The following is a 24506-nucleotide window of genomic DNA, read 5'->3' as shown; positions in this document are numbered from 1 at the left end:
GTTCAATTTTTTAAGTGATTATGATTTATAGTGTAAGGTTAATTCCAAAAATGATTGTTCTTGCTTTCGGATAGGCCGACCAATCGAAACCTGGAGTAAGCGCCGAAGCATACGTTGAAACCTCTGGATCTAGCCCCGAATAGTTGGTCCATGTAAGTAAATTCTGACCAGAAGCATAAACCCTAAAGTTTTTAATTTTTATCTTTTTAAGTAGAGATGGGTTAAGAGAATAACCTAATGAAACAGTTTTTAATCTCAAATACGAACCATCCTCAATCGTTCTAGAAGAATAAACCAGTGGTCCTTGTCCGTATACTTTATAAAGTTCGTTAGTTTGGTTTTCTGGTGTCCAACGATTGGCATAAGAAGCAAACATATTTAGAGAATTTCTATTTTCACCACCTTCAAATTCTATGCGATTGGCATTAAGTAGTTCACCACCATAAGACCACTGCAAGAAAATATTAAGGTCAAATCCTTTGTAATTGAAATTATTAGAAAAACCACCAGTGTGAATCGGATTAGGATCTCCAATAATTGTTTGATCGTAACCGTTTACCTGCCCATCGCCGTTAATATCCTTATATTTTATAAAACCAGGCTGCACGGTTGCTCTAGACTGGCCATTATTAGGCACATTATCTTTTAACACATAACTTCCGTTGGCCAACTGGTTAAAATCACTATACTGATAAACACCATCCCAAACATAACCATAAAACTGTCCTATCGGACGTCCTGGAATGGCAATATACGGATAGGCATTATTGAAATTCCCCCAGTTGATCCTAGATAATATAGATGGATCTTCTTCAGTTAATTCCAAAACCTTATTGCGGTTGAATGAGATATTAAAACTGCTGTTCCAAGAGAAATTCTTATTTTTCACATTAATAGTATTCAAGGTAAATTCAAAGCCCTTGTTACCTACTTTGCCAATATTCCTTACACCATTTAGAAAACCCTGAGAAGGAGCTAATGAAGAATTGATCAGCAAATCGTAGGTTCTTTTATCGTAATAGTCGGCCGTTACAGAAATCCTGTTTTTAAACAAACTTACATCTACACCAATGTCGGCCTGAGCGGTAGTTTCCCATTTTAAATTTTTGTTTCCTAAAAGATTTGGAATAGATCCATTTAAAGGCCCATTGTTAAAGTTATAACCTGAGTTAGAAATAATTTGATAAGATGACAAATACGCAAAATCAGTCACTCTATTATTTCCAGTTAAACCGTAGCTGGCTCTAATTTTAGCACTCGAAACAGGTTTAATCTTTTTCATAAAAGATTCGTCGCTCATTACCCATGCAAAAGAGCCCGAAGGGAAATACGCCCATTTGTTTCCAGTAGCAAACTTCGAAGAACCATCTGCTCTAAATGAAGCCGTAAACAAGTACCTAGACTTGTAACTATAATTCAACCTTGTTAAAAACGACATTAATGCCGATTTAGAACTGGTAGAATAAACACGGCTGGGAATTCCCTCTTCTATCCCGCTAATACCCAACGATTCATTAGGTACTTGCGTAGCTGCAAAGCCAGAGCTGAAACTAGATATCTGTTGAAGCGTAAAACCAGCAAGTGCATTAATGTTGTGTACTTTATTGATATTTCGTTTAAAATTCAAAGTATTTTCATTCAAATAATTATTGACATCATAATTAATAACAGAACCATTTATACCGTTACTACTCGAAAGCGGGTTGCCCGACCTCGTATTTGAATTGTTAAATATTTCTTTTCTAGTGTCTCTTTTAGTCACCCCACCCGATGCCCTAAAAGTGAAATATTTCATGAATTTATATTCCGCATACCCATTAGCAAGTATTGCATTTACAAAAGAGGGGTTGTATTCATTTCTAGTAGATATGGCCGGATTGATACGATATTCGGCAGTAGGATTTACATCTGGATCGAAGGGTTGATCTACCAATTGTTCATCGGTTAAGCCATCGCCAGTAATAGGTCTATACCCCCAAACGCTATACATTAAGCTAGCTGTTGCACTGCCGTTCTGCTCTGTAGCAATGGTACCATACGTTTTTGTGCTCGAATAGTTAAGATTGATACCTACTTTAAGTTTAGGGTTAATGGTTTGGTCTAATATCACTCGACCTTGATATCTGTTAAAACCACTATTGACAATAATTCCATCTTGATTTAAAACAGAACCAGAAATAGAATACCTAGTTTTATCTGTACCTCCATTAATAGACAAAAAATGGTTTTGCATAGGAGCTGTTCTAAATATTTTATCTTGCCAGTTGATACCTTGCACACCTCTGTAATACTCCAAATCCCTTCCATCTTTTAAATATATAGGCGTGTAAACTGTCGAATTAAATTCTAGCTGATATTTAACAAACTCATAAGGGCTCAGCAACTCCTGTTGCTTAAGGTTTTGCTGAAATCCAAAATAATTCTGATAGGAAATGGTAGGATCCCCGATTTTTCCTTTTTTAGTAGTGATGATGATCACGCCGTTAGCTCCTCTTGCACCATATATTGCTGTTGCCGAAGCATCTTTTAAGATATCAATAGATTCTACCTCAGCAGGATTAATGATATTATTGGTTGGGTCTTCGATTGGAAATCCGTCAATGACGTATAAAGGCGAATTGCTCTGTGTAATAGAGTTATTTCCTCTGATGGAAATTTGCATGGGTGCCCCAGGTTGACCATCAGATGCAGTAACCTGAACACCTGCAACCCTACCAGCTAACGCATCTTCTAGCGAGGCCACTGGTGCTTTTTGTAAATCTTCCATGCTAACCTGACTTACAGCACCTGTTAAATCTCTTTTGGTAGAAGTACCGTAGCCAATCACTACAATCTCCTCTAAAACTTTTAAGTCTTTGACAAGCTTTACCCGATAAACAGTAGCAGCTGTAATGGCAACTTCTTTAGTTGCGAAGCCAGTATAAGAGAATACTAACGTACCTTTTAGCTCAGGAATGGAAAACTTAAAAGTCCCGTCGCTATTGGTTTGCGTTGTACTGTTCGTTCCTTTCAATCTAACGTTCACTCCCGGTAATATTTCACCTTGATCGTCGGTTACAGTACCCGTAACATAAACTGGTGCGGGTGCAACATTAGCTTTGAGGTGCTTTAGTGCGTTTGCGTTCTTAAAACCCAAGACAGCACAGATTAAAACAACATAAAATTTCATTACATATTTGGTTAGTAAAACATATTTGGTTAAAAACTTTGCCTATTTACTAAGGCAGTCTATTTTAAAACTATTGCTTTCTTTAAATTAATATTCGCTGAAGATGAACCAACAAGGATTTCAAATGCACCCGGATCATATCCAAATTTCTTAAGATTGGTTTTATAATAGGCAAAAGCCGATTCATCCAATTCTATCGTGATGGTCTTTGTTTCACCCTTTTTCAAAAAAACTTTAGAGAAGCCTTTAAGTTCTTTTAATGGTCTAGGCACTGGGCTTACCACATCTCTAATGTATAGTTGTGCTACTTCGGCGCCGTCGTAATTTCCAGTATTACTGACATTAAAAGTTACCGTAGCCTGCGGCGATTTACCTTTTTGGATTACACTCACTTTAAGATCGCTGTATTTAAATGTGGTGTAAGATAAGCCAAAACCAAAGGGAAACATTGGTTTTACATTTTTAGTATCGTAATAACGATAGCCTACAAAAACACCTTCGTTATATTTAACTCGTTTACTGTTTGTTGGATCGTAATAATTATTGAAAGCAGGATTATCTTCCCATTTTTTTTCAAAACTTACCGGAAGCTTACCACTAGGATTAGTTACGCCAAAAAGTACTTCTCCAATAGCATCTCCACCTTCCTGTCCTGGATACCAAGCATGCAATAATCCTGCGGTTTTAGGCAGCCATTTTTCCATAGCCACATTACCACCAGCATTTAAAACCACAATAGTTTTAGGATTAATTTTGGTAATTACGTTAATCAGGCTGTCCTGATAATCTAACAACTCAAAAGAACGATCATTCCCCTCACGTTCACTACTTTCATTAAAGCCCACACATACAATGGCAACATCAGCACTAGATGCTGCTTTAACAGCTTCAGAAAAATCTAACTTATCTAAATGCCAAGCAAAGCTGATATCTACAGGATGCGAATTGGCGTAATATTCTAACCTAACTTTATGTTCTTTACCCGCTGCTAAGTCGAGAGCTACACTTTTTGTAGTAATTCCTTGTTCTCTCCAAAGATTGATTACCTCTTTATCATCTATGTACAATCTAAAACCATCAAACCCTCTTACCGTAAATTTATACTTACCAGATTGTTGTGGTTTTACAATACCGGTCCAACGTACAGAACAATGGTCGAAAGGAAATCCCCTACGATCAGAAGCTACATGCCAACCGTTATTAATACTAACTATGGTGTCAATTCCTGTTTTAAAAGGAGTGCCTTGCAACTTTATGTTGTTAAAATATTCTGCTTTTAGTCCACAAACGGCAGAGCCTTCTTCAGTATAAAAAACTGACTTGGCAACTAAATCTGAAAGTACAGGTAAACCTACAGAATGGATAATTTCTGCATTTTCAGAGTGCTTCTTTATCCCAGCCAAAGTAGTTACAGAATGAAAAGGAAAGGTATAAGAACTACCTCCGCCCGCCATGTAAACATCTGAATTTGGACCAATAACCGCTATTTTTTTAATGTTCTTAGATAAGGGCAATATATTACCTTCATTCTTTAATAAAACTACCCCGCCTCTAGCAAGGTCGAGTGATACTTTGGCACCATCTGGATTATCTTTTGGTATAGTAGTATCTAGCTGCTCGTTATCGTAAAAACCGAAACGGAAAATGACACGCAAAATCCTGCGAACTTTATCGTCAATCACTTCCTCTTTTAATGTTCCATTTTTTATAGCCAGGCCCATATCTTTTTTATTCATATGAACCGCTCGAGACATTTCTAGATCTAAACCTCCTTTTGCTGCTTCTATACCGTTATAAGTTGATGACCAATCTGACATGATAAAACCATCAAAACCCCATTTTCCTTTAAGAATTTCGTTGTTAAGATAATTATTTTGGGTAGTATAAACGCCGTTAACAGGGTTGTAACTATTCATTACCGAACCCGTTTTGCCTTCCTGTACTGCTGCCTTAAATGCGGGCAAATAAATTTCGTGCAAAGTACGTTCATCAATGTCAGAACTTACATTATTACGATCCCACTCTTGATTATTAGCAGCGTAATGTTTTACGGTAGCTACTACCCTTTCTTCTTGCAAACCCTGAATGTAAGCCACCCCAACCCTCGAATTCAAAAATGGATCTTCGCTAAAGTACTCGAAATTTCTACCACCCATAGGTGCCCTAACGATATTAACTCCAGGAGCTAATAATATATGTACACCTCGAGCCCTAGAATCTCTTCCTAGCTCTTTACCCAACCTCTTTATTAAGTTGGTATCCCAGGTAGCTGCCGATAAAATACTTGCTGGATAAGCTACAGATTTTCCGTCTTTATGTGTACCTACAGGACCATCAGTGAGTTTAATCTCTGGCAAACCTAACCTCTCAATTGGTCTAAGATAAAAACCTTTGTACCCACCAATATAGTCTAGCTTTTCTTCCAACGTCATTTTAGACAATAAGGATTTTACCCTATCTTCTACAGGAGCCTTCTTGTTTGCATATATCTGCGCATACGTGGAACTTGCATAAGAAATGGCAGCAAGTAATAGCACTCCCGACTTAAAAGAAATTGATTTTATCATGGATAAAGTAATTTATATTTTCTTTTCAAAAGATCCTTCAATCTCAAACAACGCTAACTATTAAAGCAGGAAGCAGGATAAATTGATCATTATATTTGGTTTATCCAATTAGAAAACTGGTTTGGTTTGGTTTGGTTTAATTGGCTGAGCAAATTTATAAAATATTATCAATTATCAAACATTTTATTTTTTTATTCCTATCGTTAGATCTCAACAACCAAAACCAGTTCTATCTCTTTTATTATTAGTTTGGTATGGTATGGATTTTTTTTTCAGAAATATCCTTTAGCTTTGTATTGAAAAACCTAAAACAGTGAGCCCAACTAAAAAGACAACAGCAGCTAATCCAAACGTTTCTACACACAGGATGAAATATCTTCAGCTTGCTGAGCATATCAACCATCTGATAGAAACCAACAAATTGAAAATAAATGATCGCTTGCCTTCATTAAATCAATTGACAGAGCAACTGAAAATCAGTAAGGAAACGGCGTTAAAAGGTCTAAACTATTTGTTAGAAAAGGGAATTATTGAGGCTGAGTATCGAAAGGGCTATTATGTAAAAAAGAAAAAACAGTACCACCCCTATCGCATTTGTTTGATTCTTGATAAAATGAATGTTTTAAGAGACCGGATATATCATTCTTTTCTGGAGACCATTAAAGATAAAGCTGATGTAGATGTCTATTTTCATCACCATAATTTTAAGGTTTTCGAGAAATTAATTGATGAAAACCTCCCTAATTATACGCACTTCGTAATTACCACTTTTTTGCACGGCAATACAGCAGAAGTACTAAATCGTATTCCTTCACAAAAAAGGATAATTATTGACTACCAAGAAAAAAATCTAGATGGCGACTACACCTGCATTTATCAGGACTACAGAACAGACATCCAGGAATCTCTTACAGAATTGCTTCCACAGCTAGAAAAGTATTCAAGACTGGTACTCGTTGCCCCACTTGAAGCCTTTCATGCCAAAGAGGTGATAGCTGGCTTTGAATTGTTCTCGAAACTTAATTCGAAGAGACACACGATTGTAAACGAAATAGATGCTTCATTTGCTAAAAAGGGAGATGCGTACATCACTTTTAGTCGATATGATCAGGATGATGTGACACTCATTAAAATAGCTCGTAAAAAGGGTTGGAAGCTTGGTAAGGATATAGGTTTACTTTCTTACAATGACACTGCGGTAAAAGAGGTGTTAGAAGATGGAATTACTGTAATCAGTACAGATTTCAATAAAATGGGTGAAGAAACAGCCAAAGCCATATTGAAAAAGGAAGTGGTTAAGATGCGTGATCCAGCGAAGGTTATCTTAAGAAATTCACTGTAAAGCTGATTAGTTGTGCACTGCAATTAAATTTGTTTTTTTAACAATTTAGCATTTTCAATTAATACAATAAGTAGATTTAAGCAAGAGAATAATCCAATTTCGTTACACCGAACGTGTCATTTAGCTTTTATGAACTCGTCTCAAAGATAATATTGGGTCCATTTTTTCGTACAAGCTAATTTCTAATAACAAATGTTTCTAAACTGCTCTTGGAATATAAAAAGCAGTTTAAAATGCAACCAATACTCTCCAAACTAACAAAAAACATTAACGTGTTTTTAAATCAGCTAAGCTAACAAAAACGTCATTAAAGTTAAATGAAGCTTAAAAAAAAGGTGAATTATATGGAACTCAAATATATTCCGAAAAACTGAGTTTCGATGAACACAGTATCGAACCACTAGTAAAAACTTGTGTTGTATCTAATCTAGATAATTAAAAACGAATTAAAAGGAAATAAAAAAGGACAAATCGAAAATTAATTCAATTTGTCCTCTGAAGTCGGGATGGCAGGATTCGAACCTACGACCTCCACATCCCAAATGTGGCGCGATACCGGGCTACGCTACATCCCGAACTTTGGTAACAAACTTCGTTACTGCGGAGAGGGCGGGATTCGAACCCGCGGTACCGTTACCAGTACGACAGTTTAGCAAACTGTTCCTTTCGGCCACTCAGGCACCTCTCCTTTCGATGAGCATTACTGCGTTTCGAGGTTGCAAATATAGTTATTCGTTCATATTTTCAAAAAAAAATTACATTGTTTTTGGATAATCTACGCGAACATGATAGATACTCATTAGCATCGTCTTGAATATCAGTTTAATAGTTTCTAAATCTTTTAACGTTAAATCGCAATTATCTAATTGATTTTGCTCCAATTTGTAGTCAATTATCCTTTCAACTAGGTCATTTATGTGTTGAGCGTCCGGATTTTTAAGACTTCTTGAGGCTGCTTCTACCGAATCTGCTAACATTAACACACCAGTTTCTTTCGAAAATGGAATCGGTCCTGGATAACGGAAAATATTTTCGTCAATAAATTTTTCTGGAGAATTCTTTAAGAATGATTGGTAAAAATAATCTACACGAGTATTTCCGTGATGTGTACGTATAAAATCAATAACCGATTCTGGCAACTTATACTTTCTTGTGATCTCAATTCCTTTATGAACGTGTCTGATGATAATTTGCGCACTTTGCTCATAAGGTAACTTGTCATGCGGACTAGTGCCAGTTTGATTTTCGATGAAATACTGGGGGTTTTCCATCTTACCCACATCGTGATATAAAGCACCTGCTCTTACCAATAGCGCATTCCCTCCTATTTTGAATATCGCAGCTTCTGCTAGGTTAGCCACCTGTAAAGAGTGCTGAAATGTTCCAGGGGCTTTAAAAGCAAGCTCACGAAGCAATTTATTATTGGTGTTGGTCAATTCAATTAAAGCAACGTCTGAAGTGATACCAAAAACTCTTTCAAATGCGTAAATCAAAGGATAAGCAAGTAATGACAATAGTACGCTAAATACAAACGGCAGAAAGTTAGTCCATTCTATGTGACCAAAAGAACCTTCTCTTAACAAAGCGATTCCAACAAAAGAGATAAAGTAAGCGCTTAAAATAAACGATGCAGAAATCAATAACTGCTCACGTTTTACCAAATTTTTGATACTATAAATAGCCACCATACCAGCAGTAGTCTGATAAAACACAAACTCAAAACTGTTAGGCACGAAGAAACCTGCTATCAGTATGACCAACAAGTGCAGATTTAAAGCCAATCGGGTATCGAATAATATCCTGATAATTATAGGAACAATACAGAATGGAATTAGATATAGATTGGATAGATTGAATTTAATTGCCCAAGTAAGTACCAAAAGCATCGAAGTAATAACCAGCAATAACAGTGAAAGCTGTCGGTTATCTGCGTAAATATCTTTTCTAAATAAGAAAAGGAATACCATTAGCAAGGTTACAATAAAACCAACCAAGAGTACCTGTCCTAGAAAAACCAGCTTATCATCGCCAACGCTTTTTGTCTGCGCATCGTAGTTTTCTCGAAACGACACCAGCTTTTGATAAACTTCTTCATCTATCACTGTTTCATTAGCAACAATCAGATCTCCCTTTTGCACCATGCCTTTGGTAGTAGAAATACTATTTAAAGCATTGGCCTGAACTGTCGCAGTCAGCGCCTCATCAAAGACCAAATTAGGCTTTACGTGACTTTCTGAAAGGTCTATAATTGTCTTTCTTACATTTTCATCATTAGATTTCAAGTTATCTCTGATAAACGCCAAAGCTGTTTCTACTGTAAAAACGTCTTGAGAATTACTTTTAGTAGAAACATTATTTTTCAATAAAGAAAAGTCGTAATACTTATTGCCCTTTTGGTGTTTAGGATTGATATCAATCACCCCCCTGTTATAAATCGCTTTCAATAGTTGGTGCGAACGCTGCCTATTGATTTCCTTTTCTGCCTCATCCAAGGTATTCGACTTCCATTTTACGTCAAATTCATTTAAATAAGCTTCGCTCTGATCTTTGAAAACATCCTCCTTAAATTGATAAATTGGCAATATATTTTCCACAACGGCTTTTTTATCAGCTTCTGCTTGTTGAGGGGTTTTTAAAATTGCAAAACTAAAAGGCGAGATTAAATCTTTGTTTAACCAAGTTTTTCCTTTTTCAAACTCGTAGCGGAAACGAGGCTGCTTGGGCAGATAAAGTGTAACTACCAGCACACAAACCGCCATCATCACATATTTGAGGTTGGAAGAGTACTTACGGTAAAGTAATTTATGCGAATTCTTTTTAATCTTGGCCAAAATATAATCCTTTAGTTAAATCAAAATTAAGATTTATTTCTTCATTAGGCTATAAACTAGCTAATAGAATAGCATTACTTATCAAAAGGATTTTTAAATTTCATTTTTTCTGACTAATATTGATATCAAAATAATATCATTATGAAAACGGAAAAAATTATACAACCACCTTCGGGTTACCTAACCTTAGCCATCTTTTTATTACTACTGATTGGGGGCATTTACCTTTTTGCGATTAGGCAATTTGCATGGGCATCTGCTGTGCTAGTCATAGATTTCATCCTTGTATTGCCTGGTTTAATTATCGTTAACCCAAATGAATCTAAAGTATTGACTCTATTTGGAAAATATGTAGGAACTGTAAAATCAGAAGGTTTCTTTTGGGTAAATCCCCTAACTACCAAAAAGAAGCTATCCCTAAGAGCTAGAAATTTAAATGGCCAACAGTTGAAAGTAAACGATAAAATGGGCAATCCTATTGAAATTGCAGCTGTAATTGTTTGGCAGGTTAAAGAAACTGCGAAAGCGAGCTTTGCTGTTGAAGACTATCTACAATATGTAAATATCCAAAGTGAAGCGGCTGTAAGACATCTAGCTAACAGCTTTGCTTACGATAGCTTGGAGGATGAAAATGCACAAATCACCTTAAAAGATGGTGCAGAAAAAGTAAATAATTTACTGGAAGAAGAATTGAACGAGCGTCTTTCTAGAGCTGGTATCGAAATTATTGAAGCAAGAATATCGCACTTGGCTTATGCGCAAGAAATTGCTAGTGCTATGCTGCAACGCCAACAAGCGGCAGCTGTAATTGCAGCACGTAAACTGATTGTAGAAGGAGCTGTAGGAATGGTAGAAATGGCATTAGAAAGATTGTCTGAAAAAGAGATAGTTAAGCTAGATGAAGAACGCAAAGCTGCCATGGTAAGCAACTTATTAGTGGTATTGTGCGGTGATAGAAATGCACAACCTGTGGTTAACACCGGGACGTTATACAATTAACCCTCTCTAAACTGAAGTTGAACACGAAAGTAATGAGATAGATCACCACAATGTCGGACAAAGAGAAAAAAGCATTTGTATTGCGGATAAGCCCTGCATTGCTTAAAGAAGTAGAGCATTGGGCTACCGATGAATTTAGAAGTACGAATGGACAAATAGAATATCTTCTTAACGAAGCGATAAAAGCACGAAAGAAAAAGTCCAGCAAAAAAGACAGTGAAACCCCTTAGTTTTTTGCAATAATAATTGACTTTCATACCTTATTTAGGAGATATTAGCTAAATTGCCGCCAACCAAATATTAGTTTATCACATACAAAATGAAAGAAGTAGTTATCGTATCAGCGGTTAGAACTCCTATTGGTAGTTTTGGCGGCTCACTATCAGGATTTACTGCCACACAGTTAGGCGGTATCGCTATTAAGGGCGCTATCGAAAAGACAGGTATTAAGGCAGAACAAGTGCAAGAGGTCTACATGGGCAATGTATTATCTGCTGGTTTAGGTCAGGCACCAGCTACACAAGCAGCTAAATTTGCAGATTTACCAGATTTGCCTACCACCACCATTAATAAAGTTTGTGCTTCTGGTACTAAGGCCATTATGCTAGCTGCCCAAAGTATCGCTTTAGGAGAAAATGACATCGTTATTGCTGGCGGAATGGAAAGTATGAGTAATGTTCCTTATTATTTAGACAAAGCCAGAAATGGTTATCGTTTAGGTCATGGACAAATTACTGATGGTTTAGTGAAAGATGGCTTGTGGGATGTTTACAACGATTACCACATGGGTTCTGCCGCTGAGCTTTGCGCAGAGACTTGCAACATCACTCGTGAAGACCAAGACAATTTTGCTATCGAGTCTTACAAAAGAGCACAAAATGCACAAGCGAATGGAAAATTTAAAGATGAAATTGTAGCTGTAGAAATAAAGGATAGAAAAGGCAACATCACTTTATTTAATGAAGATGAAGAACCTGCAGCAGTTAAATTTGATAAAATACCAAGTTTAAAACCTGTTTTCAAAAAAGACGGAACAGTTACGGCAGCAAATGCTTCTACATTAAATGATGGGGCAGCGGCTTTGGTTTTAATGAGCGCTGATAAAGCAAAAGAACTAGGCTTAAAGCCTCTGGCTAAGGTGTTAGCTTATGCCGATGCCCAACAAGCTCCAGAATGGTTTACCACAGCACCTTCCAAAGCAATCCCATTAGCTCTACAAAGAGCCAACATCACCAAAGAACAAGTTGATTATTTCGAAATTAACGAAGCTTTTTCTGTGGTTTCTTTAGCAAACAACCAAGAACTGGGCTTAAATGGAGATAAAGTAAACATTAATGGTGGAGCGGTAGCCATCGGACATCCACTGGGCGCTTCTGGTGCTAGAATAGTGGTTACGTTGCTATCTGTGCTACAACAAAATAACGGTAAAATTGGTGTAGCCGGAATTTGTAATGGTGGCGGTGGTGCTAGTGCAATAGTTATAGAAAATCTTCGTTAACGAATTTAAATGCAGAAGGAATTTTTAAGGGCGCTTTTTTTGATATTGATATTTGGGTCGACGTGTTTAAAGTTAAATGCACAGGTATTACTTACACCCGAAACCGTAAGCCAGCTTAATCTAGCTCAAGATAGTTTATCTACTTACAGTGATTCTACAATTACCGTAAAAGATGATGTAGAACGCATGGCATACAATACGATGTTTGTCAAAAAGCTAATTGGCGCACTTAAAACTCCTCACTCCTTCCAATTTAATTTCGATTCGCTAGCCAACAATGTTTCGTTTTTGAAGTCACCAAATTTATCATTTAGAATAATTACTTGGTCGTTGCCTTTTGCTGATGGCAGTTACAAATTTTACGGAACCATTCAAATGGCTACTAAAGATGGTTCATTAAAACTAATTCCGTTAAATGACGATACGCAGAACATTTTAGACGACAACTCAATTACCAATCATAAGAATTGGTACGGAGCTAGGTACTACGAAATAATTCCTGTAACCTATCCAAGCAAAAATCCTTATTACATCTTATTAGGATGGAAAGGCAACAGTACAAAGACGACTAAAAAGGTAATTGAAGTGCTGTCTTTCGACAAAGACCAAGTTATTTTTGGAAAGAGCATCTTCGAAATCAAGAAAAAACCGACGAACAAGAATAGAATTGTTTTCGAATATAACAAGCAAAACTCCATGACCTTGACTTTCGACAAACAAGCGAACATGATTGTTTTCGACCATTTGGCACCCTATGAAAGCAATATGGAAGGCAAAGCTGAGTATTATGTTTCCGATTCCAGTTTCGACGGCTACTCAATTAGTTATCCCAGATTATACTTTAAGGAAAATGTAGAACTAAGAAATGATGCTTCTAGTTTAGATGAACTTTATAGCACTCCAAGAAAAGCGACTACGCTATTCCCGAAGCGTAAACATTAATATTGTTGATAAAATACAAATGTATTAGCCTATATTGCACCCAATTTTTTTTACAAAAAAACTAAGACTAACTTATTAAATAATTTATGCAAACAAGTACTGCAGAAAATCAAAATGATTTTTTCAAGAGTAAAGTACTAGGACACCCATCTGGGTTATTTGTCCTTTTCTTTACAGAGATGTGGGAGCGCTTTTCATACTATGGAATGAGAGCTTTATTGGTATTATTCTTTACCGCCTCCGTATTAGACAGCGGCTGGGGATGGCCAAAAGAACACGCACTTGCCATATTTGGAACATACACGGCATTAGTATACCTTTCCACCATGTTAGGTGGTTATTTCGCAGACAAAGTAATTGGTATACGTTGGGCGGTAGTTGTTGGAGCCCTGCTAATGACTTTAGGCCACGCTTTTATGGCGCTAGAGACTTCATTTTTTATCTACGCTGGTCTACTTTTCTTAGTGTTTGGTAGTGGTTTCTTTAAACCAAATATGACCTCTATCGTATCAGAAATGTACAAAGATTTTCCTGAGAAGAAAGATGGTGCTTATACCATTTTCTACATGGGCGTAAATGCTGGTGCATTTTTCGGAATCATGCTTTGCGGCTATTTAGGCGAGAAAATTGGATGGAGCTGGGGCTTCGGTGTAGCAGGTATTTTCATGTTGTTTGGTTTATTACAGTTCTGGTTTGCTCAAGATATTTTTGGAAACATTGGCCTTAAGCCTGTAAAAGCTACTCCGGCTGAAAAAGCTGCTGCTGCTTCTACTACACAAGAAGGCGGTAAACTTAATCCATTTACAAGCTTTCACATGGTATTAATAGTAGCATGTATTGTTTTAGGTTTAGCATGGATATTAAACGACCCAGTTAATAAAATATCAGAAGGAACGACAAATCTTTTTAGCTTTAGCTTATTCGGAATCGATGGAAGTAACTTCATCATCTTAACGGCACTTGTATTATTTTTAATTTTGTTGGTATCTAGAATTTCTAGATATGATAAAGTACTTAAAGATAGAATGATTGCTATTGTGTTCTTTGCGGTTATTACCATGATTTTCTGGTCTATCTTCGAACAAGCACCAGGTTCATTAACATTGTTTGCAAAAGATTATACACAAAGAATTTTAGAAGGCACAGCAGGAACAGTATTTAAGTTTGTTAACTCTTTAATCACACTTGGTCCTTTAGCCATTATTACTTGGGTATTATTTAAACTTTTCGGACAAACCTTCGGCAAGTATAAGCTATCAAATATCATTTTAGGTTTCAGTTTTCTAATTATCTGGGGAATTGCAATTTGGATGGTAGTAAACGAATATAAATCTACTTCCTACAATGTTCAGTACCAAAATGCTAATGGTGTTGTGAACACGGGAAAAGTAGTTTCTTCAGAATCTTATAAGGATAACGAACAAGTAGCAATTATTGATGTTGAAAACACCTCTTTTTACACGCCAAGCGAAAAGGCAACTATCGAAAACAACGCTCTTGTTGATGCGGATAAAAACTACATTGGAGATGTTTTCAGCGGAAAAATTACCAATATAGCTGATAAAGAAAAACCTGGTGCTTTTGGCACATTGGTGAGTTACGCAGAAGTTGAATTTACCACTACCGCTGGAGCAAGCATTAAACGAGAAATCAGACTTGCTAAAGGTGAAAAAGATGGTTTAAAAGTAGGCGATGCAAAACAGATTTTAGTTACCCACAATATTAAATACGATAACAATCAAGTTTCTCCTACTAAAGCGACTATTGTTTCTAAAGTTGCCGCTACGGAAATCAACGCTAGTTGGTTCAACATTTTAAATTCATTATTCATTATCACATTAGCTCCTTTATTCTCGAAATGGTGGAGTAGCAAACGTAATCCTTCAGCTAATAATAAATATGCTATTGGCATGTTGTTTTTAGCAATAGGAATGGCATTTGTAGCAGTTGGCGCAGCTTCTATTCCAGCTGGTGCTAAATCTGCTTCTGTGAGTATGATGTGGTTGGTGTTTGTATATTTATTCCATACTATGGCAGAGCTCTGCGTATCTCCGGTAGCACTTTCTTATGTGAGTAAATTGGTGCCAGGAAGAATGATTGCCATCATGTTTGGTGTTTGGTATTTAGCAGTAGCCATCGGTAACAAATTAGCCGGTATTTTTGGTGAAGTATCTGAAAGTGTAGCTGGCGAAAAAGGTTACAGCTATTTCTTCTGGATGCTGACGGCTGTGTCTCTTGGTGCATCGCTATTCGCGTTTGTTTTAGGACCAGTAGTTAAAAAACTAATGCACGGTGTGAAATAGTTCCACTACTTACTATACAAGAAAAGCCCCGAATTAATTCGGGGCTTTTCTGTTTTATACGAGATATAGACTTACCAATTTTATCAAACTTCGTAAGTCTTAGGAAACTAAACCAACTCTTTAAATACAACCGTACTATTATGTCCGCCAAAACCAAAAGCGTTACTCATTGCTGTTTTAACTTCCTTATGCAAAGCTTTATTAAATACCAATTGCATTCCAGCAGGAATTTCTGGATCTGGTTCTGAAACATTGATTGTCGGAGGTACCACATTATCATTGATACTCTTAATCGCAATAATTGCTTCTATCGCCGCTGCAGCACCCAATAAATGCCCTGTCATAGATTTAGTAGAGCTGATGTGTAAATTTTCAGATGCACCGAAAACCAAGTGAGCTGCATTTAATTCAGCTAAATCGCCTACTGGAGTAGACGTTGCATGAAGATTCAGATAATCTAACTCTTCTGGTTTTACATTAGCTTCTTCTAAAGCCAAATTCATCGCTTTAGCTGCACCAATTCCTTCTGGATGTGGTGAAGTAATATGATAAGCATCCGCAGTCATAGCTGCACCAACTACTTCTGCATAAATTTTAGCACCTCTTGCCTTAGCATGCTCGTACTCTTCTAAAATCAAAGCGCCCGCACCTTCTCCCATCACAAAGCCATCCCTATCTTTATCAAACGGTCTACTTGCAGTTTGTGGGTCATCGTTCCTGTGCGACATGGCTTTCAATGCGGCAAAACCACCGAAAGATGCTGGCGTAATACCAGCTTCAGAACCACCTGTTACAAACATTTTGGCCTTCCCCATTCTGATGTAGTTAAAAGCATCCATAATGGCGTTGTTACCAGTAGCACAAGCAGAAACTGGCGTGTAGTTAATACCCTGCAAACCAAACTTCATCGAAATTAAACCAGAAGCCATGTTCACCAAAAGCTTCGGAATAAAGAAAGGATTAAAACGTGGGTTGTAATCTCCTTTTACATAATTTTCTACCTCGGTCTCAAAAGTTTGCATACCACCTTGTCCACTTCCCCAAATCACACCAAAATCAAATGGGTCAATAGTAGTCAAATCAATACCGCAATCTTCCATTGCCTGTGCAGCCGCATATAAAGCATATTGCGTAAATAAATCTGTACGCTTAATTTCATTTCTATCCAAATGCTCAGCAGGATTAAATCCTTTCACTTCGCAAGCCATTTGAGAACGGAAGCGAGAAGCATCAAACCTTGTAACCGTTTCGCATGCACTTTTACCCTCAACAATATTTGTCCAAAAATCGGCAACATTATGCCCTAATGGATTAATTGTTCCCAAACCAGTAACTACAACTCTTTTCATTTTGTGTTAAGTTTTATTAATGTATCCCCATTGTTTTTCAATGGTATTAACGAGCTTATGCTAAAGGAAACCCCATAGAATAAGCTTTATTTGTTTCAAGGGCGCAAAGTTCGCATTTGATATGAATTAAAATGTCTTTATTTTCTAATTTATTTATTAAACGAATATAAACCGAAAGCCAGCGAATATACATCTCCAGCCCTCACTAAGGTTATTTCATTAAAAATTGAGAATCTTGGCATCCCAATTGTTTCATCCATATTCAAAAATTCATTCATAAAAATTTACTTCAAATTTATGGCAGACAAATACGTTCCATCTGGTATTGCATCACCTTCAGGTGTTTTAAAAACGATTCTTTTCGGCATTCTCGCCTCCTTTATTTTACCCATTATTTATATCATTTTAGTGAGATTGATTCCGAATATTTGGTTTAACGGGATTTGTGCGCTTCTATTGGGAATGGGTTTAGGTTTTTTTATAGACCTAGGTATTAAAATTGGTAAAATCAGGAACTTTAAAGTTGCCATTGCCATAGCTGTGTTTTGTGGTCTGTTGGCATTTTATTTTCAATGGATAGTTTTTGATGCACTCATGTATAGTGCCAATGGCTTCACTTTTAAGTTAAGTGGTACAGACATTGGTAATCTGTTCAAAGATGCTTTCTATTTATTTACACACCCAATTGTTTTATTTGACGAGATTAAATACCTAAACGAAATTGGCACTTTCCGTATCAAAGGCAGTTCTACAGTTTCTGGTGGAATGCTTTGGTTTATTTGGTTCGGCGAATTCTTAGTCATTATGGGAGGAATAATTTTCGCAGTAGGCAACGGACAGGTAACACAACCGTTTTCCGAAACTTATGACAAGTGGATGGAGCGAAGAAAATTAATAAATCGCATCAATTACATTCATAGCAAAGATGATTTTTTAATTGCCTTAAGTAATAAAAACACAGATTTGTTAAAACATAATCCAGAGTTGGTAGACCAACAGAACTTTGCAGAAGTTGTGGTTTTCGAACTGCCAGGAGAACAGGCAAAGTATATCAACGTAATTAATGTAGACAATGCAGTAGATAAAAAAGGTAGAGTTACTGCAAAAAAGAAGAACTTGTTTACCAATTTAAGGATCACAAATCTCGAAGTTTAAAAAAGATTGACGTGTAAATACGTTACTATTTATTTTAAGGTTCATTTTTTTAGAGCGAATATAGGCTCATAGTTATTTTGCATGGTCAGCTATGCGTAACCGTAAGAACGAAAACTATTTTGAATTATACGTTAGATAAATCCGCTTTACCTCTAAATGTTCGGCTCTTCCTTTTACAATTGCCTTTTTACGGTAATGCTCTTTATGCGTATTTCTAGCTTGTATCTTATTTTTCACCACGTTCAGGTAAGCAATTTTGCCGGTAAACGTTTTACGCAACTGCAAAAGATTACAAGAATAATCGCCTAGTAAATAGTAATTATAGAACAGGTGAAATTCCTGCATCATTTGTCTACCAAATTTAGTGGTGGGGTAATTCGCCAAAATCGGCTCTTCGTATAAAGCTTTAGCCAATGCAATGGTATCTTCATCACCTTCTGGCTGTGTCATTGTCCAATAATAAAGCAACTCAATAGCTTCTTCTTCAGTATTAGGCAATAAATTAAGTGGAATACCCAGTAAATAACCAATGTACTTCCAAAAATGAAATAATCCCTTTACTTCATTTTCATTAGGCTTAAATCCAAGTCTGCGTAAACCAACCAAATAAACCAGAGAGAAACCTAAATTAGTCGCCAACATATCCCATTGGTTTAATGGAGCGCCAAGTTTACTACTGTCCCAATCGGTTAATTTTAAGATGTTAATTCTAGAAAAAGAATGAATCATCCTAGTTTTAATAATTGCTTTAAATCCAATACCGTTATTTAAAAGTGCATCATCACCCGTAATATCTACCCAAAATTCAGTGGTATCTGTTAATCGCTTTGCCGCACCTTTCTTTAGGGCTCCAGTGTAAATCAAAGGCTTATTAATAGCAGCCGATTCATAACCGCCCATCAAACAATAATCTCGTAAAACGATTAAACCAGAAATGCCACTTCGCTGACTAAACTCGGAACCTAATTTTAGTAGTGATAAATCCAGCCAACTAGGTGATGTATCTAAATCATCGAAGAATGTTTTTAATTGATTTTCAGTTTCTTTATCAAAGATATTTTTTCCAGAGATATAGTCATCAACTAGTTTTTGCCCTTTTACGAAACCCATTTTTTGGTGTAATTGTTGAACTAACTCATCAGCTTTCCCATCAAATTCGAAAAGATGAGGCAAAAACCTTTCCGCATCTTTTAAATCGGGTTTTCTTTCTAGTTTCTTTAACAATGCTACACCGATGCCCTTTTCCCAATAGTTTTTAAATGAAGTTGTGTTTAATTTGTAACGGCTAGGATTGTTCATGGTACGTATATTTCAAAATTTGTTCCAGCACGAATTGTTTCTAATAATTTTCTGCGATAACAATGTATAAATATAGACGAAAAAGAAATAAAACTGCTAAAAACAAAGCCCCGATAATCATCGAGTCTTTGTTTGTACATAAGTTAATCTTCCCTACTCCCATCATCGGCCATTCTCACCATCTTAGGCTCAAACTTGGCAACTACATCTACCAATTCGGTTTGTGCAGCCATCACTTGGTGAATATCTTTGTAGGCCATTGGCGCTTCGTCTAAACCCGCACCAATTAAGGTAACACCGTGGTCTTTTAAAATGGCTTTCATATCAGATTTAGTGATAGATTGGATGGCTTTAGAGCGGCTCATTAACCTACCCGCACCATGCGATGCCGAATTAATCGAAGACACTTCCCCTTTACCTCTAACTAAGAAGCCAGGCGCAGTCATACTTCCCGGAATAATCCCCATTACGCCCTTTCCTGCCGGAGTTGCACCTTTTCTATGCACAATCACTTCTTCGCCATTTAAAGTTTCTTTCCAAGCAAAATTATGATGGTTTTCTACCTTAGCTAAAACCTTTGCACCAATTGCTTTAGTCAATCTTTTATGAATTACCTCGTGACAAGCGGATGCATAATCACCAGCCAAGTTCATAGCAATCCAATATTCTTGCCCTTCTGCAGAGTTTAAATCCAAGTAAGCCAAGTTCGCTGCCTCTTTTGGTAATTTACAAATCTCTTTAGCCAATTTAGTGTAATGACCAGCGATAGTTGCTCCCAAACCTCTAGAACCTGAGTGCGTTAGTAAAGCAACGTACCTACCTTTATCGATGTTCAAAACCTCATCTCTTTCAGCAAATTCGATAATTCCCCATTCCACAAAGTGATTTCCGCCGCCCGAAGTACCTAATTGCGCCCAAGCTTTTCCATGTAAATTTTTAAAAAATGGTGTACCATTAAAAGCTTCGTTTTCCATCACCTCATGATCTGCTCTTTCCAGTCCTCTAAATTCTCTTCCAGCACCAAATTTGGTAAAAGCAATTAACTCCCTTTTGTACTTGTCATCTTTACCAAAGTAATGTTTCTCTGGAATATCAAAAATGCTCAAAGCCATTCTACAACCAATATCGACACCAACACCATAAGGAATGATAGCATTTTTAGTCGCCAATACCCCGCCAATTGGCAAACCATAACCTTGGTGAGCATCTGGCATTAACGCACCTGCTTCGGTAATCGGCAGTTTCATAGCAATGTTCATTTGGTTTCTTGCGCCTTCCTCAATGTAGCTTTCACCAAAAATATTATAATCTTTCGCATCAGCTTGTGCTAGCAAATCAATCGTATCTTTTGTTTTTGGCAAAGCGTCTTCAATCATTGCTTTTGCTAATTCGGCCAATATAGGGTCATCCAAAAAACTTTCTGGATAATCTTTTAATTTTTTAAATAAGGCTAATAATTCTGCTTCATCAACTTCTGCAAAGTTTTCCTTCAAAATATCTAAAGCCAAGCCCACTATTTTACCTTCGGAGTAACCAATTGCTAAAAGGTTAGCTCCTGTTACGTTTGTTTTCATTTTTAATCTCTTTTGTTGTAAAGCTCTTCTCTAATCTCGATAAGTATGTTTTCCATTTCTTTTTCATCAGGATTATCCTTTAACTTACTATAAACCGTTTCTTTCTCAATTTGCTGCATCAGCACTTCTGCCATTTCCAGCACCTCTTGATACTCAAATTCTCCTCTTTTTATTGCCAACAATTCATCTCTATTTGCTCTCTTCACATTTAGCTTACCATCTCTAACAATTTCCAATGCGACTTGTAGCAATCTAATAGTATGCATCATGTTTTTTGCATCATAATCTTTACCATGCTTTTTGTTAAGACGATATCGATCTTCATTACGTTTTCCAACCCAGTCCCAATACTCACTATGTTCCTTACAATAGGTTGAATAACTATCCTTATTAAAGAATACGTAAGCAATCTCTTTCTCCCCATTAGGTATAGACGATACCGAAACATCATTAGCAAATTCTTTATTTACTATTCCTCTATAGCTAAAATCATTACCTTCACTATAAAACAACGCATACAAATTCTTTCCATTTGGGATTTTTGACAATCCGCAATTTGCATTTGATAGGTTATGTTGCTTAAGCCATTTATTTGCTTTAACAGACGAATAAGCTTGCGTTATAAAACAAAAATCTAAAACTGATTTTCTAGTTTTAGGCATTGGATTAACGATTTTCTTTTTTAACCCTTTAGCTTTTTTTATCTGAGTAAGTGCATAACCGCCAAAGGTTTCCTTGCATAGCTTAGATAAAACTAAATCAATTTGTAATCTGTCCATAAGTGGATGTTTATATATCACGCAATCATTTGGAGTAGCTAAAATTTCAACTATGTTAGGGTTATTCTTTATCAAAAGCTCGACAAAACGACCTATTTCATAATAAACCTCATCGTTAGTTTCATTACTCACTTGAGGAATATATTTTAATCCAAAAAACATATCCTTTGGCATATAGTAGACTCCTTTAATGTCAGTGTCTGATTGAGGTGTATCTAAGCCATAAGCTTTGCTTCCACTTAAACATTCGAATAATAATAGATTTCTATCTTTTAGTTCTTTAATTGTCATAACTCATTATTGTGTTTCTAAAGAATGTATCTAGCATTTCGGCTTCAAAGCTTTCTTTTGGAAGTTTCATTGCAGCATTCCTGCATATTTCAAACTGCTCGTTAATATATATTTTCAAATTTGAATCTATTTTTACCATAAAACTCTCTGCCAACTCTGCCTTTAAAGCGATTAATTCCTCAACCATTACTTTTAAATTTTCTGGCATTAGCGTTAATAATGGACCAATTGTCATTGGAGCAATTGTTTCTTTATCTAAGCACCATTTTGCAGAAAGCAGTGGTCTAAGCACATAAAATAGTTTCTTTATTTTTATTTCATCTTCATTAACGATCGTTGCCAATGCGCCATGAGCAATACCTAAATAATGGTTAATATTTGTCTTTCTGTAGAAATAAGACTGACAAAGCTGCCACAAATCATTCTTGAAATTTTCCTGTTCACTATAAACTATTGGCGATTGCAACCACTCAAAAGGTGTAGTATTGGATTTCTTGATAAGCTTTAATACTTTTCTAAGATCCCAACCATAAATATCTAGCTCATCATTTATTGGAAAACCAAGATGGTCATCTTTTTCTAAAACTGAAAGGTAGAAATTAAGTGGTCCAACATAAATAAACCTTACATCATAATCACTATCAGGTGAAGGAAATTCCCAACCTCTGCTACCAGATTCACAAGCAAATAATATTTTTATATTATTGGTTATTTCTATTTCCTTTAACTTATTTATTATCGTTGTTTTCATTGTTTCCTAATCTAACCTCGACAAGCATCGTTCACTTGTCGAGGGCGTCTAAATTTAATTTATTTTGAGAGCATTTCCTCCCCCTGCCCCCTCAAAGAGGGGGATAAGCATATCGCTTAGGCATAACGTGTCTCCCTTTGGAGGGAGAATTAAAGAGGGAGGAATTAAGTACTTTTAGCCTATTACTTTACAAAAATCTGTTTCAACTGATCTACAATTTGTCCGCTGCCAGATAAACTGATGGTATTGATTTTCTCTGCAATCTTCTCCACGTATTCCATCTCTTTCAATTTGTACAACATAGTGTTATCTTCCATCAATTTTGCGGTATTCAACAAACTTCTGGTCGATGCCGTCTCCTCTCTCCTCGTAATCATATTAGCTTGTGCTCTTTTTTCGGCAACCAACACTTGGTTCATGATGTCTTTAATCTCGCCAGACAAAATGATGTCTTTCACACCAGCATCAGCTAATTTTACACCCAACTCTTCGGCTTTGTTAACGGTAGCTTCCAAAACTGATGTGCCAATTTTTTCTTTGCTCTCCATTAACTCATCAAAAGTCATTAAACCTACAGCCGCCCTTAAAGCCAATTGCATTGTAACATATAATTGCTTTTCGAAATCTTTGTTCATCAACAAGGCTTTAACCACATCTTCCACTTTGTATTGGATGGTAAAATTCATCCTCAATTGCGCTTTATCTTTCGTTAAAATCTCTTGACCAACAATTTCCATGTTCAATTGCCTCAAATCAGCTTTCAAAACGTCAATTGTGATATTGTTTTTCCAGTACAAATAAGTTCCAGCTTCTAAAATCCTATCGAATTTTGCATCAATTAACATGATGCCCTTTTCATAAGCTTCAATTTTATACATTCTGATAAAGTTGAACAACGCACCTTTCTCAAATAAGTATTTATCGATGGTGTTTTCAATTTCTATTTTGCTGATATCCACAGTTAAAAACTCATAAGTCGATAAACCTTTCCAAATCACATATCTGCCAGCTTTTAAAACGTTTTTAAAGTTCTTGTTTTGGTAAACTAAGGTCAATTCGTTATCGGCTACACTTACCAAGTAAATTAAGTTCACAAACTCAGCATTTAACAATAACACATCTAACTCTGCGGTCGAGAAATCGTAATCTTTGCTTTTATCGTACAAAGTCACATTTTCACCGAAACCCAACCAGTAAGTACCTGTTGTTAATACTCTTTTAAATTCTCCGTTTTTAAACACCAATCCAACATAATTGGTGTTAATTGTAATTCTTTTCATGTTTTTTGATGTTTAAAATTTGTTTTACTTTTTATATTCCGGCCCGCTTAACTGACCCTGAACTAAATTCAGGGTGACGAACCTTCGAAAATCCGTCATGCTGAATTTAGTTCAGCATCTGTTTTACAAGCTATTTTTACATTTTAAAAAAGCATTGCAAAAACATTCATCTGTTTTCTGCGGAAGTAAATTGTGTTGGGTTGTTTTTAAGAATGAAATCAAATTTTAGCTTCGGCGACATCCGTTGGATATGGCTTTCTACTGCACGATGATTTGATTGTTAAATCAGCACCTTTTTCGTTTTTACTTACAAAGCAAAAGGCAAATTTGCTCTTCGAGGTTTTGCAAGCTCTACAAGCCGATTGCTTTTGCAATGC

The 24506-nt window shown here is 36.3% G+C and carries 16 protein-coding genes and 2 tRNA genes; 7 read left to right on the top strand and 11 right to left on the bottom strand.

Features of this window, described 5'->3' with window-relative positions:
• Positions 1-25: 25 nt before the first annotated feature.
• Positions 26-3169, bottom strand: coding sequence for a SusC/RagA family TonB-linked outer membrane protein (locus CRO54_RS04200; protein ID WP_097129030.1), 3144 nt, complete (start codon positions 3167-3169; stop codon positions 26-28).
• A 59-nt stretch (positions 3170-3228) separates the two neighbouring features.
• The gene (locus CRO54_RS04195; RefSeq protein WP_097129028.1) at positions 3229-5736 is read right to left on the bottom strand and encodes a beta-glucosidase; all 2508 of its coding nucleotides are present in this window, start codon (positions 5734-5736) and stop codon (positions 3229-3231) included.
• A gap of 313 nt (positions 5737-6049) precedes the next feature.
• Between CRO54_RS04195 and CRO54_RS04190 the strand changes: the two genes are divergently transcribed.
• The gene (locus CRO54_RS04190; RefSeq protein WP_240775015.1) at positions 6050-7078 is read left to right on the top strand and encodes a winged helix-turn-helix domain-containing protein; all 1029 of its coding nucleotides are present in this window, start codon (positions 6050-6052) and stop codon (positions 7076-7078) included.
• A 501-nt stretch (positions 7079-7579) separates the two neighbouring features.
• On the opposite strand, the gene CRO54_RS04185 is transcribed toward CRO54_RS04190, so the two are convergent.
• The 3 genes from CRO54_RS04185 to CRO54_RS04175 form a co-directional block, all read right to left on the bottom strand.
• Positions 7580-7653, bottom strand: a tRNA-Pro gene (locus CRO54_RS04185).
• A gap of 26 nt (positions 7654-7679) precedes the next feature.
• Positions 7680-7766 (bottom strand) — tRNA-Ser (locus CRO54_RS04180).
• Positions 7767-7833: 67 nt separating this feature from the next.
• Positions 7834-9909 (bottom strand): HD family phosphohydrolase, encoded by a 2076-nt coding sequence (locus tag CRO54_RS04175; protein WP_240775014.1) that lies wholly within the window; start codon positions 9907-9909, stop codon positions 7834-7836.
• 141 nt (positions 9910-10050) lie between these two features.
• Here CRO54_RS04175 and CRO54_RS04170 point away from each other — a divergent pair, with 141 nt between their 5' ends.
• The 5 genes from CRO54_RS04170 to CRO54_RS04150 all read left to right on the top strand — a co-directional run bounded on the left by CRO54_RS04170 (position 10051) and on the right by CRO54_RS04150 (position 15651).
• Entirely contained in the window at positions 10051-10908 is an 858-nt protein-coding gene (locus CRO54_RS04170; RefSeq protein WP_097129024.1) for an SPFH domain-containing protein, read from the top strand.
• 50 nt (positions 10909-10958) lie between these two features.
• Positions 10959-11138: a type II toxin-antitoxin system antitoxin gene (locus tag CRO54_RS04165; RefSeq protein WP_097129021.1), complete on the top strand. Its 180-nt coding sequence runs from the start codon at positions 10959-10961 to the stop codon at positions 11136-11138.
• Between the two features lie 89 nt (positions 11139-11227).
• Complete coding sequence (locus CRO54_RS04160) at positions 11228-12406, top strand: acetyl-CoA C-acyltransferase (RefSeq protein WP_097129019.1); 1179 nt, start codon at positions 11228-11230, stop codon at positions 12404-12406.
• A 9-nt stretch (positions 12407-12415) separates the two neighbouring features.
• Positions 12416-13348 (top strand): hypothetical protein, encoded by a 933-nt coding sequence (locus CRO54_RS04155; RefSeq protein WP_240775013.1) that lies wholly within the window; start codon positions 12416-12418, stop codon positions 13346-13348.
• An 86-nt stretch (positions 13349-13434) separates the two neighbouring features.
• Positions 13435-15651: an oligopeptide:H+ symporter gene (locus tag CRO54_RS04150; RefSeq protein ID WP_097129017.1), complete on the top strand. Its 2217-nt coding sequence runs from the start codon at positions 13435-13437 to the stop codon at positions 15649-15651.
• 107 nt (positions 15652-15758) lie between these two features.
• Here CRO54_RS04150 and fabF read toward each other — a convergent pair whose 3' ends face one another.
• Entirely contained in the window at positions 15759-17000 is a 1242-nt protein-coding gene (fabF, locus tag CRO54_RS04145) for a beta-ketoacyl-ACP synthase II (RefSeq protein WP_097129015.1), read from the bottom strand.
• A gap of 297 nt (positions 17001-17297) precedes the next feature.
• On the opposite strand from fabF, the gene CRO54_RS04140 reads away from it, so the two are divergent.
• Positions 17298-18155, top strand: a complete 858-nt coding sequence (locus CRO54_RS04140) for a hypothetical protein (protein ID WP_097129013.1) — start codon at positions 17298-17300, stop codon at positions 18153-18155.
• Positions 18156-18269: 114 nt separating this feature from the next.
• Here the strand turns inward: CRO54_RS04140 and CRO54_RS04135 are convergent, their stop codons facing one another.
• The 5 genes from CRO54_RS04135 to CRO54_RS21435 all read right to left on the bottom strand — a co-directional run bounded on the left by CRO54_RS04135 (position 18270) and on the right by CRO54_RS21435 (position 24129).
• Entirely contained in the window at positions 18270-19454 is a 1185-nt protein-coding gene (locus CRO54_RS04135; RefSeq protein WP_097129010.1) for an oxygenase MpaB family protein, read from the bottom strand.
• A gap of 143 nt (positions 19455-19597) precedes the next feature.
• Positions 19598-21028 (bottom strand): RtcB family protein, encoded by a 1431-nt coding sequence (locus CRO54_RS04130; protein ID WP_097129008.1) that lies wholly within the window; start codon positions 21026-21028, stop codon positions 19598-19600.
• Between the two features lie 2 nt (positions 21029-21030).
• A complete protein-coding gene (locus CRO54_RS04125; protein WP_097129005.1) occupies positions 21031-22098 on the bottom strand; it encodes a DNA polymerase beta superfamily protein in 1068 nt (355 codons plus the stop codon).
• Positions 22088-22849 carry a nucleotidyltransferase domain-containing protein gene (locus CRO54_RS04120; protein WP_097129003.1) on the bottom strand — a complete coding sequence of 254 codons (762 nt, stop codon included), beginning with the start codon at positions 22847-22849 and terminating at the stop codon, positions 22088-22090. The genes CRO54_RS04125 and CRO54_RS04120 overlap by 11 nt, the downstream gene beginning before the upstream one ends.
• A 182-nt stretch (positions 22850-23031) precedes the next feature.
• The gene (locus CRO54_RS21435; protein ID WP_097129001.1) at positions 23032-24129 is read right to left on the bottom strand and encodes a slipin family protein; all 1098 of its coding nucleotides are present in this window, start codon (positions 24127-24129) and stop codon (positions 23032-23034) included.
• Between the last annotated feature and the right edge of the window lie 377 nt (positions 24130-24506).

The sequence above is a fragment of the Pedobacter xixiisoli genome, from assembly GCF_900215335.1.
Classification (GTDB): Bacteria; Bacteroidota; Bacteroidia; order Sphingobacteriales; family Sphingobacteriaceae; genus Pedobacter; species Pedobacter xixiisoli.
This window is presented reverse-complemented; position numbering and strand designations above follow the sequence as displayed.

Excerpts from the sequence above, each read along its gene's own strand:
- fabF (WP_097129015.1), bottom strand. The coding sequence starts at position 17,000 with ATGAAAAGAGTTGTAGTTACTGGTTTGGGAACAATTAATCCATTAGGG.
- CRO54_RS04195 (WP_097129028.1), bottom strand. The coding sequence starts at position 5,736 with ATGATAAAATCAATTTCTTTTAAGTCGGGAGTGCTATTACTTGCTGCC.
- CRO54_RS04150 (WP_097129017.1), top strand. The coding sequence starts at position 13,435 with ATGCAAACAAGTACTGCAGAAAATCAAAATGATTTTTTCAAGAGTAAA.
- CRO54_RS04120 (WP_097129003.1), bottom strand. The coding sequence starts at position 22,849 with ATGAAAACAACGATAATAAATAAGTTAAAGGAAATAGAAATAACCAAT.
- CRO54_RS21435 (WP_097129001.1), bottom strand. The coding sequence starts at position 24,129 with ATGAAAAGAATTACAATTAACACCAATTATGTTGGATTGGTGTTTAAA.
- CRO54_RS04155 (WP_240775013.1), top strand. The coding sequence starts at position 12,416 with ATGCAGAAGGAATTTTTAAGGGCGCTTTTTTTGATATTGATATTTGGG.
- CRO54_RS04200 (WP_097129030.1), bottom strand. The coding sequence starts at position 3,169 with ATGAAATTTTATGTTGTTTTAATCTGTGCTGTCTTGGGTTTTAAGAAC.
- CRO54_RS04125 (WP_097129005.1), bottom strand. The coding sequence starts at position 22,098 with ATGACAATTAAAGAACTAAAAGATAGAAATCTATTATTATTCGAATGT.
- CRO54_RS04170 (WP_097129024.1), top strand. The coding sequence starts at position 10,051 with ATGAAAACGGAAAAAATTATACAACCACCTTCGGGTTACCTAACCTTA.
- CRO54_RS04165 (WP_097129021.1), top strand. The coding sequence starts at position 10,959 with ATGTCGGACAAAGAGAAAAAAGCATTTGTATTGCGGATAAGCCCTGCA.
- CRO54_RS04130 (WP_097129008.1), bottom strand. The coding sequence starts at position 21,028 with ATGAAAACAAACGTAACAGGAGCTAACCTTTTAGCAATTGGTTACTCC.
- CRO54_RS04135 (WP_097129010.1), bottom strand. The coding sequence starts at position 19,454 with ATGAACAATCCTAGCCGTTACAAATTAAACACAACTTCATTTAAAAAC.
- CRO54_RS04160 (WP_097129019.1), top strand. The coding sequence starts at position 11,228 with ATGAAAGAAGTAGTTATCGTATCAGCGGTTAGAACTCCTATTGGTAGT.
- CRO54_RS04140 (WP_097129013.1), top strand. The coding sequence starts at position 17,298 with ATGGCAGACAAATACGTTCCATCTGGTATTGCATCACCTTCAGGTGTT.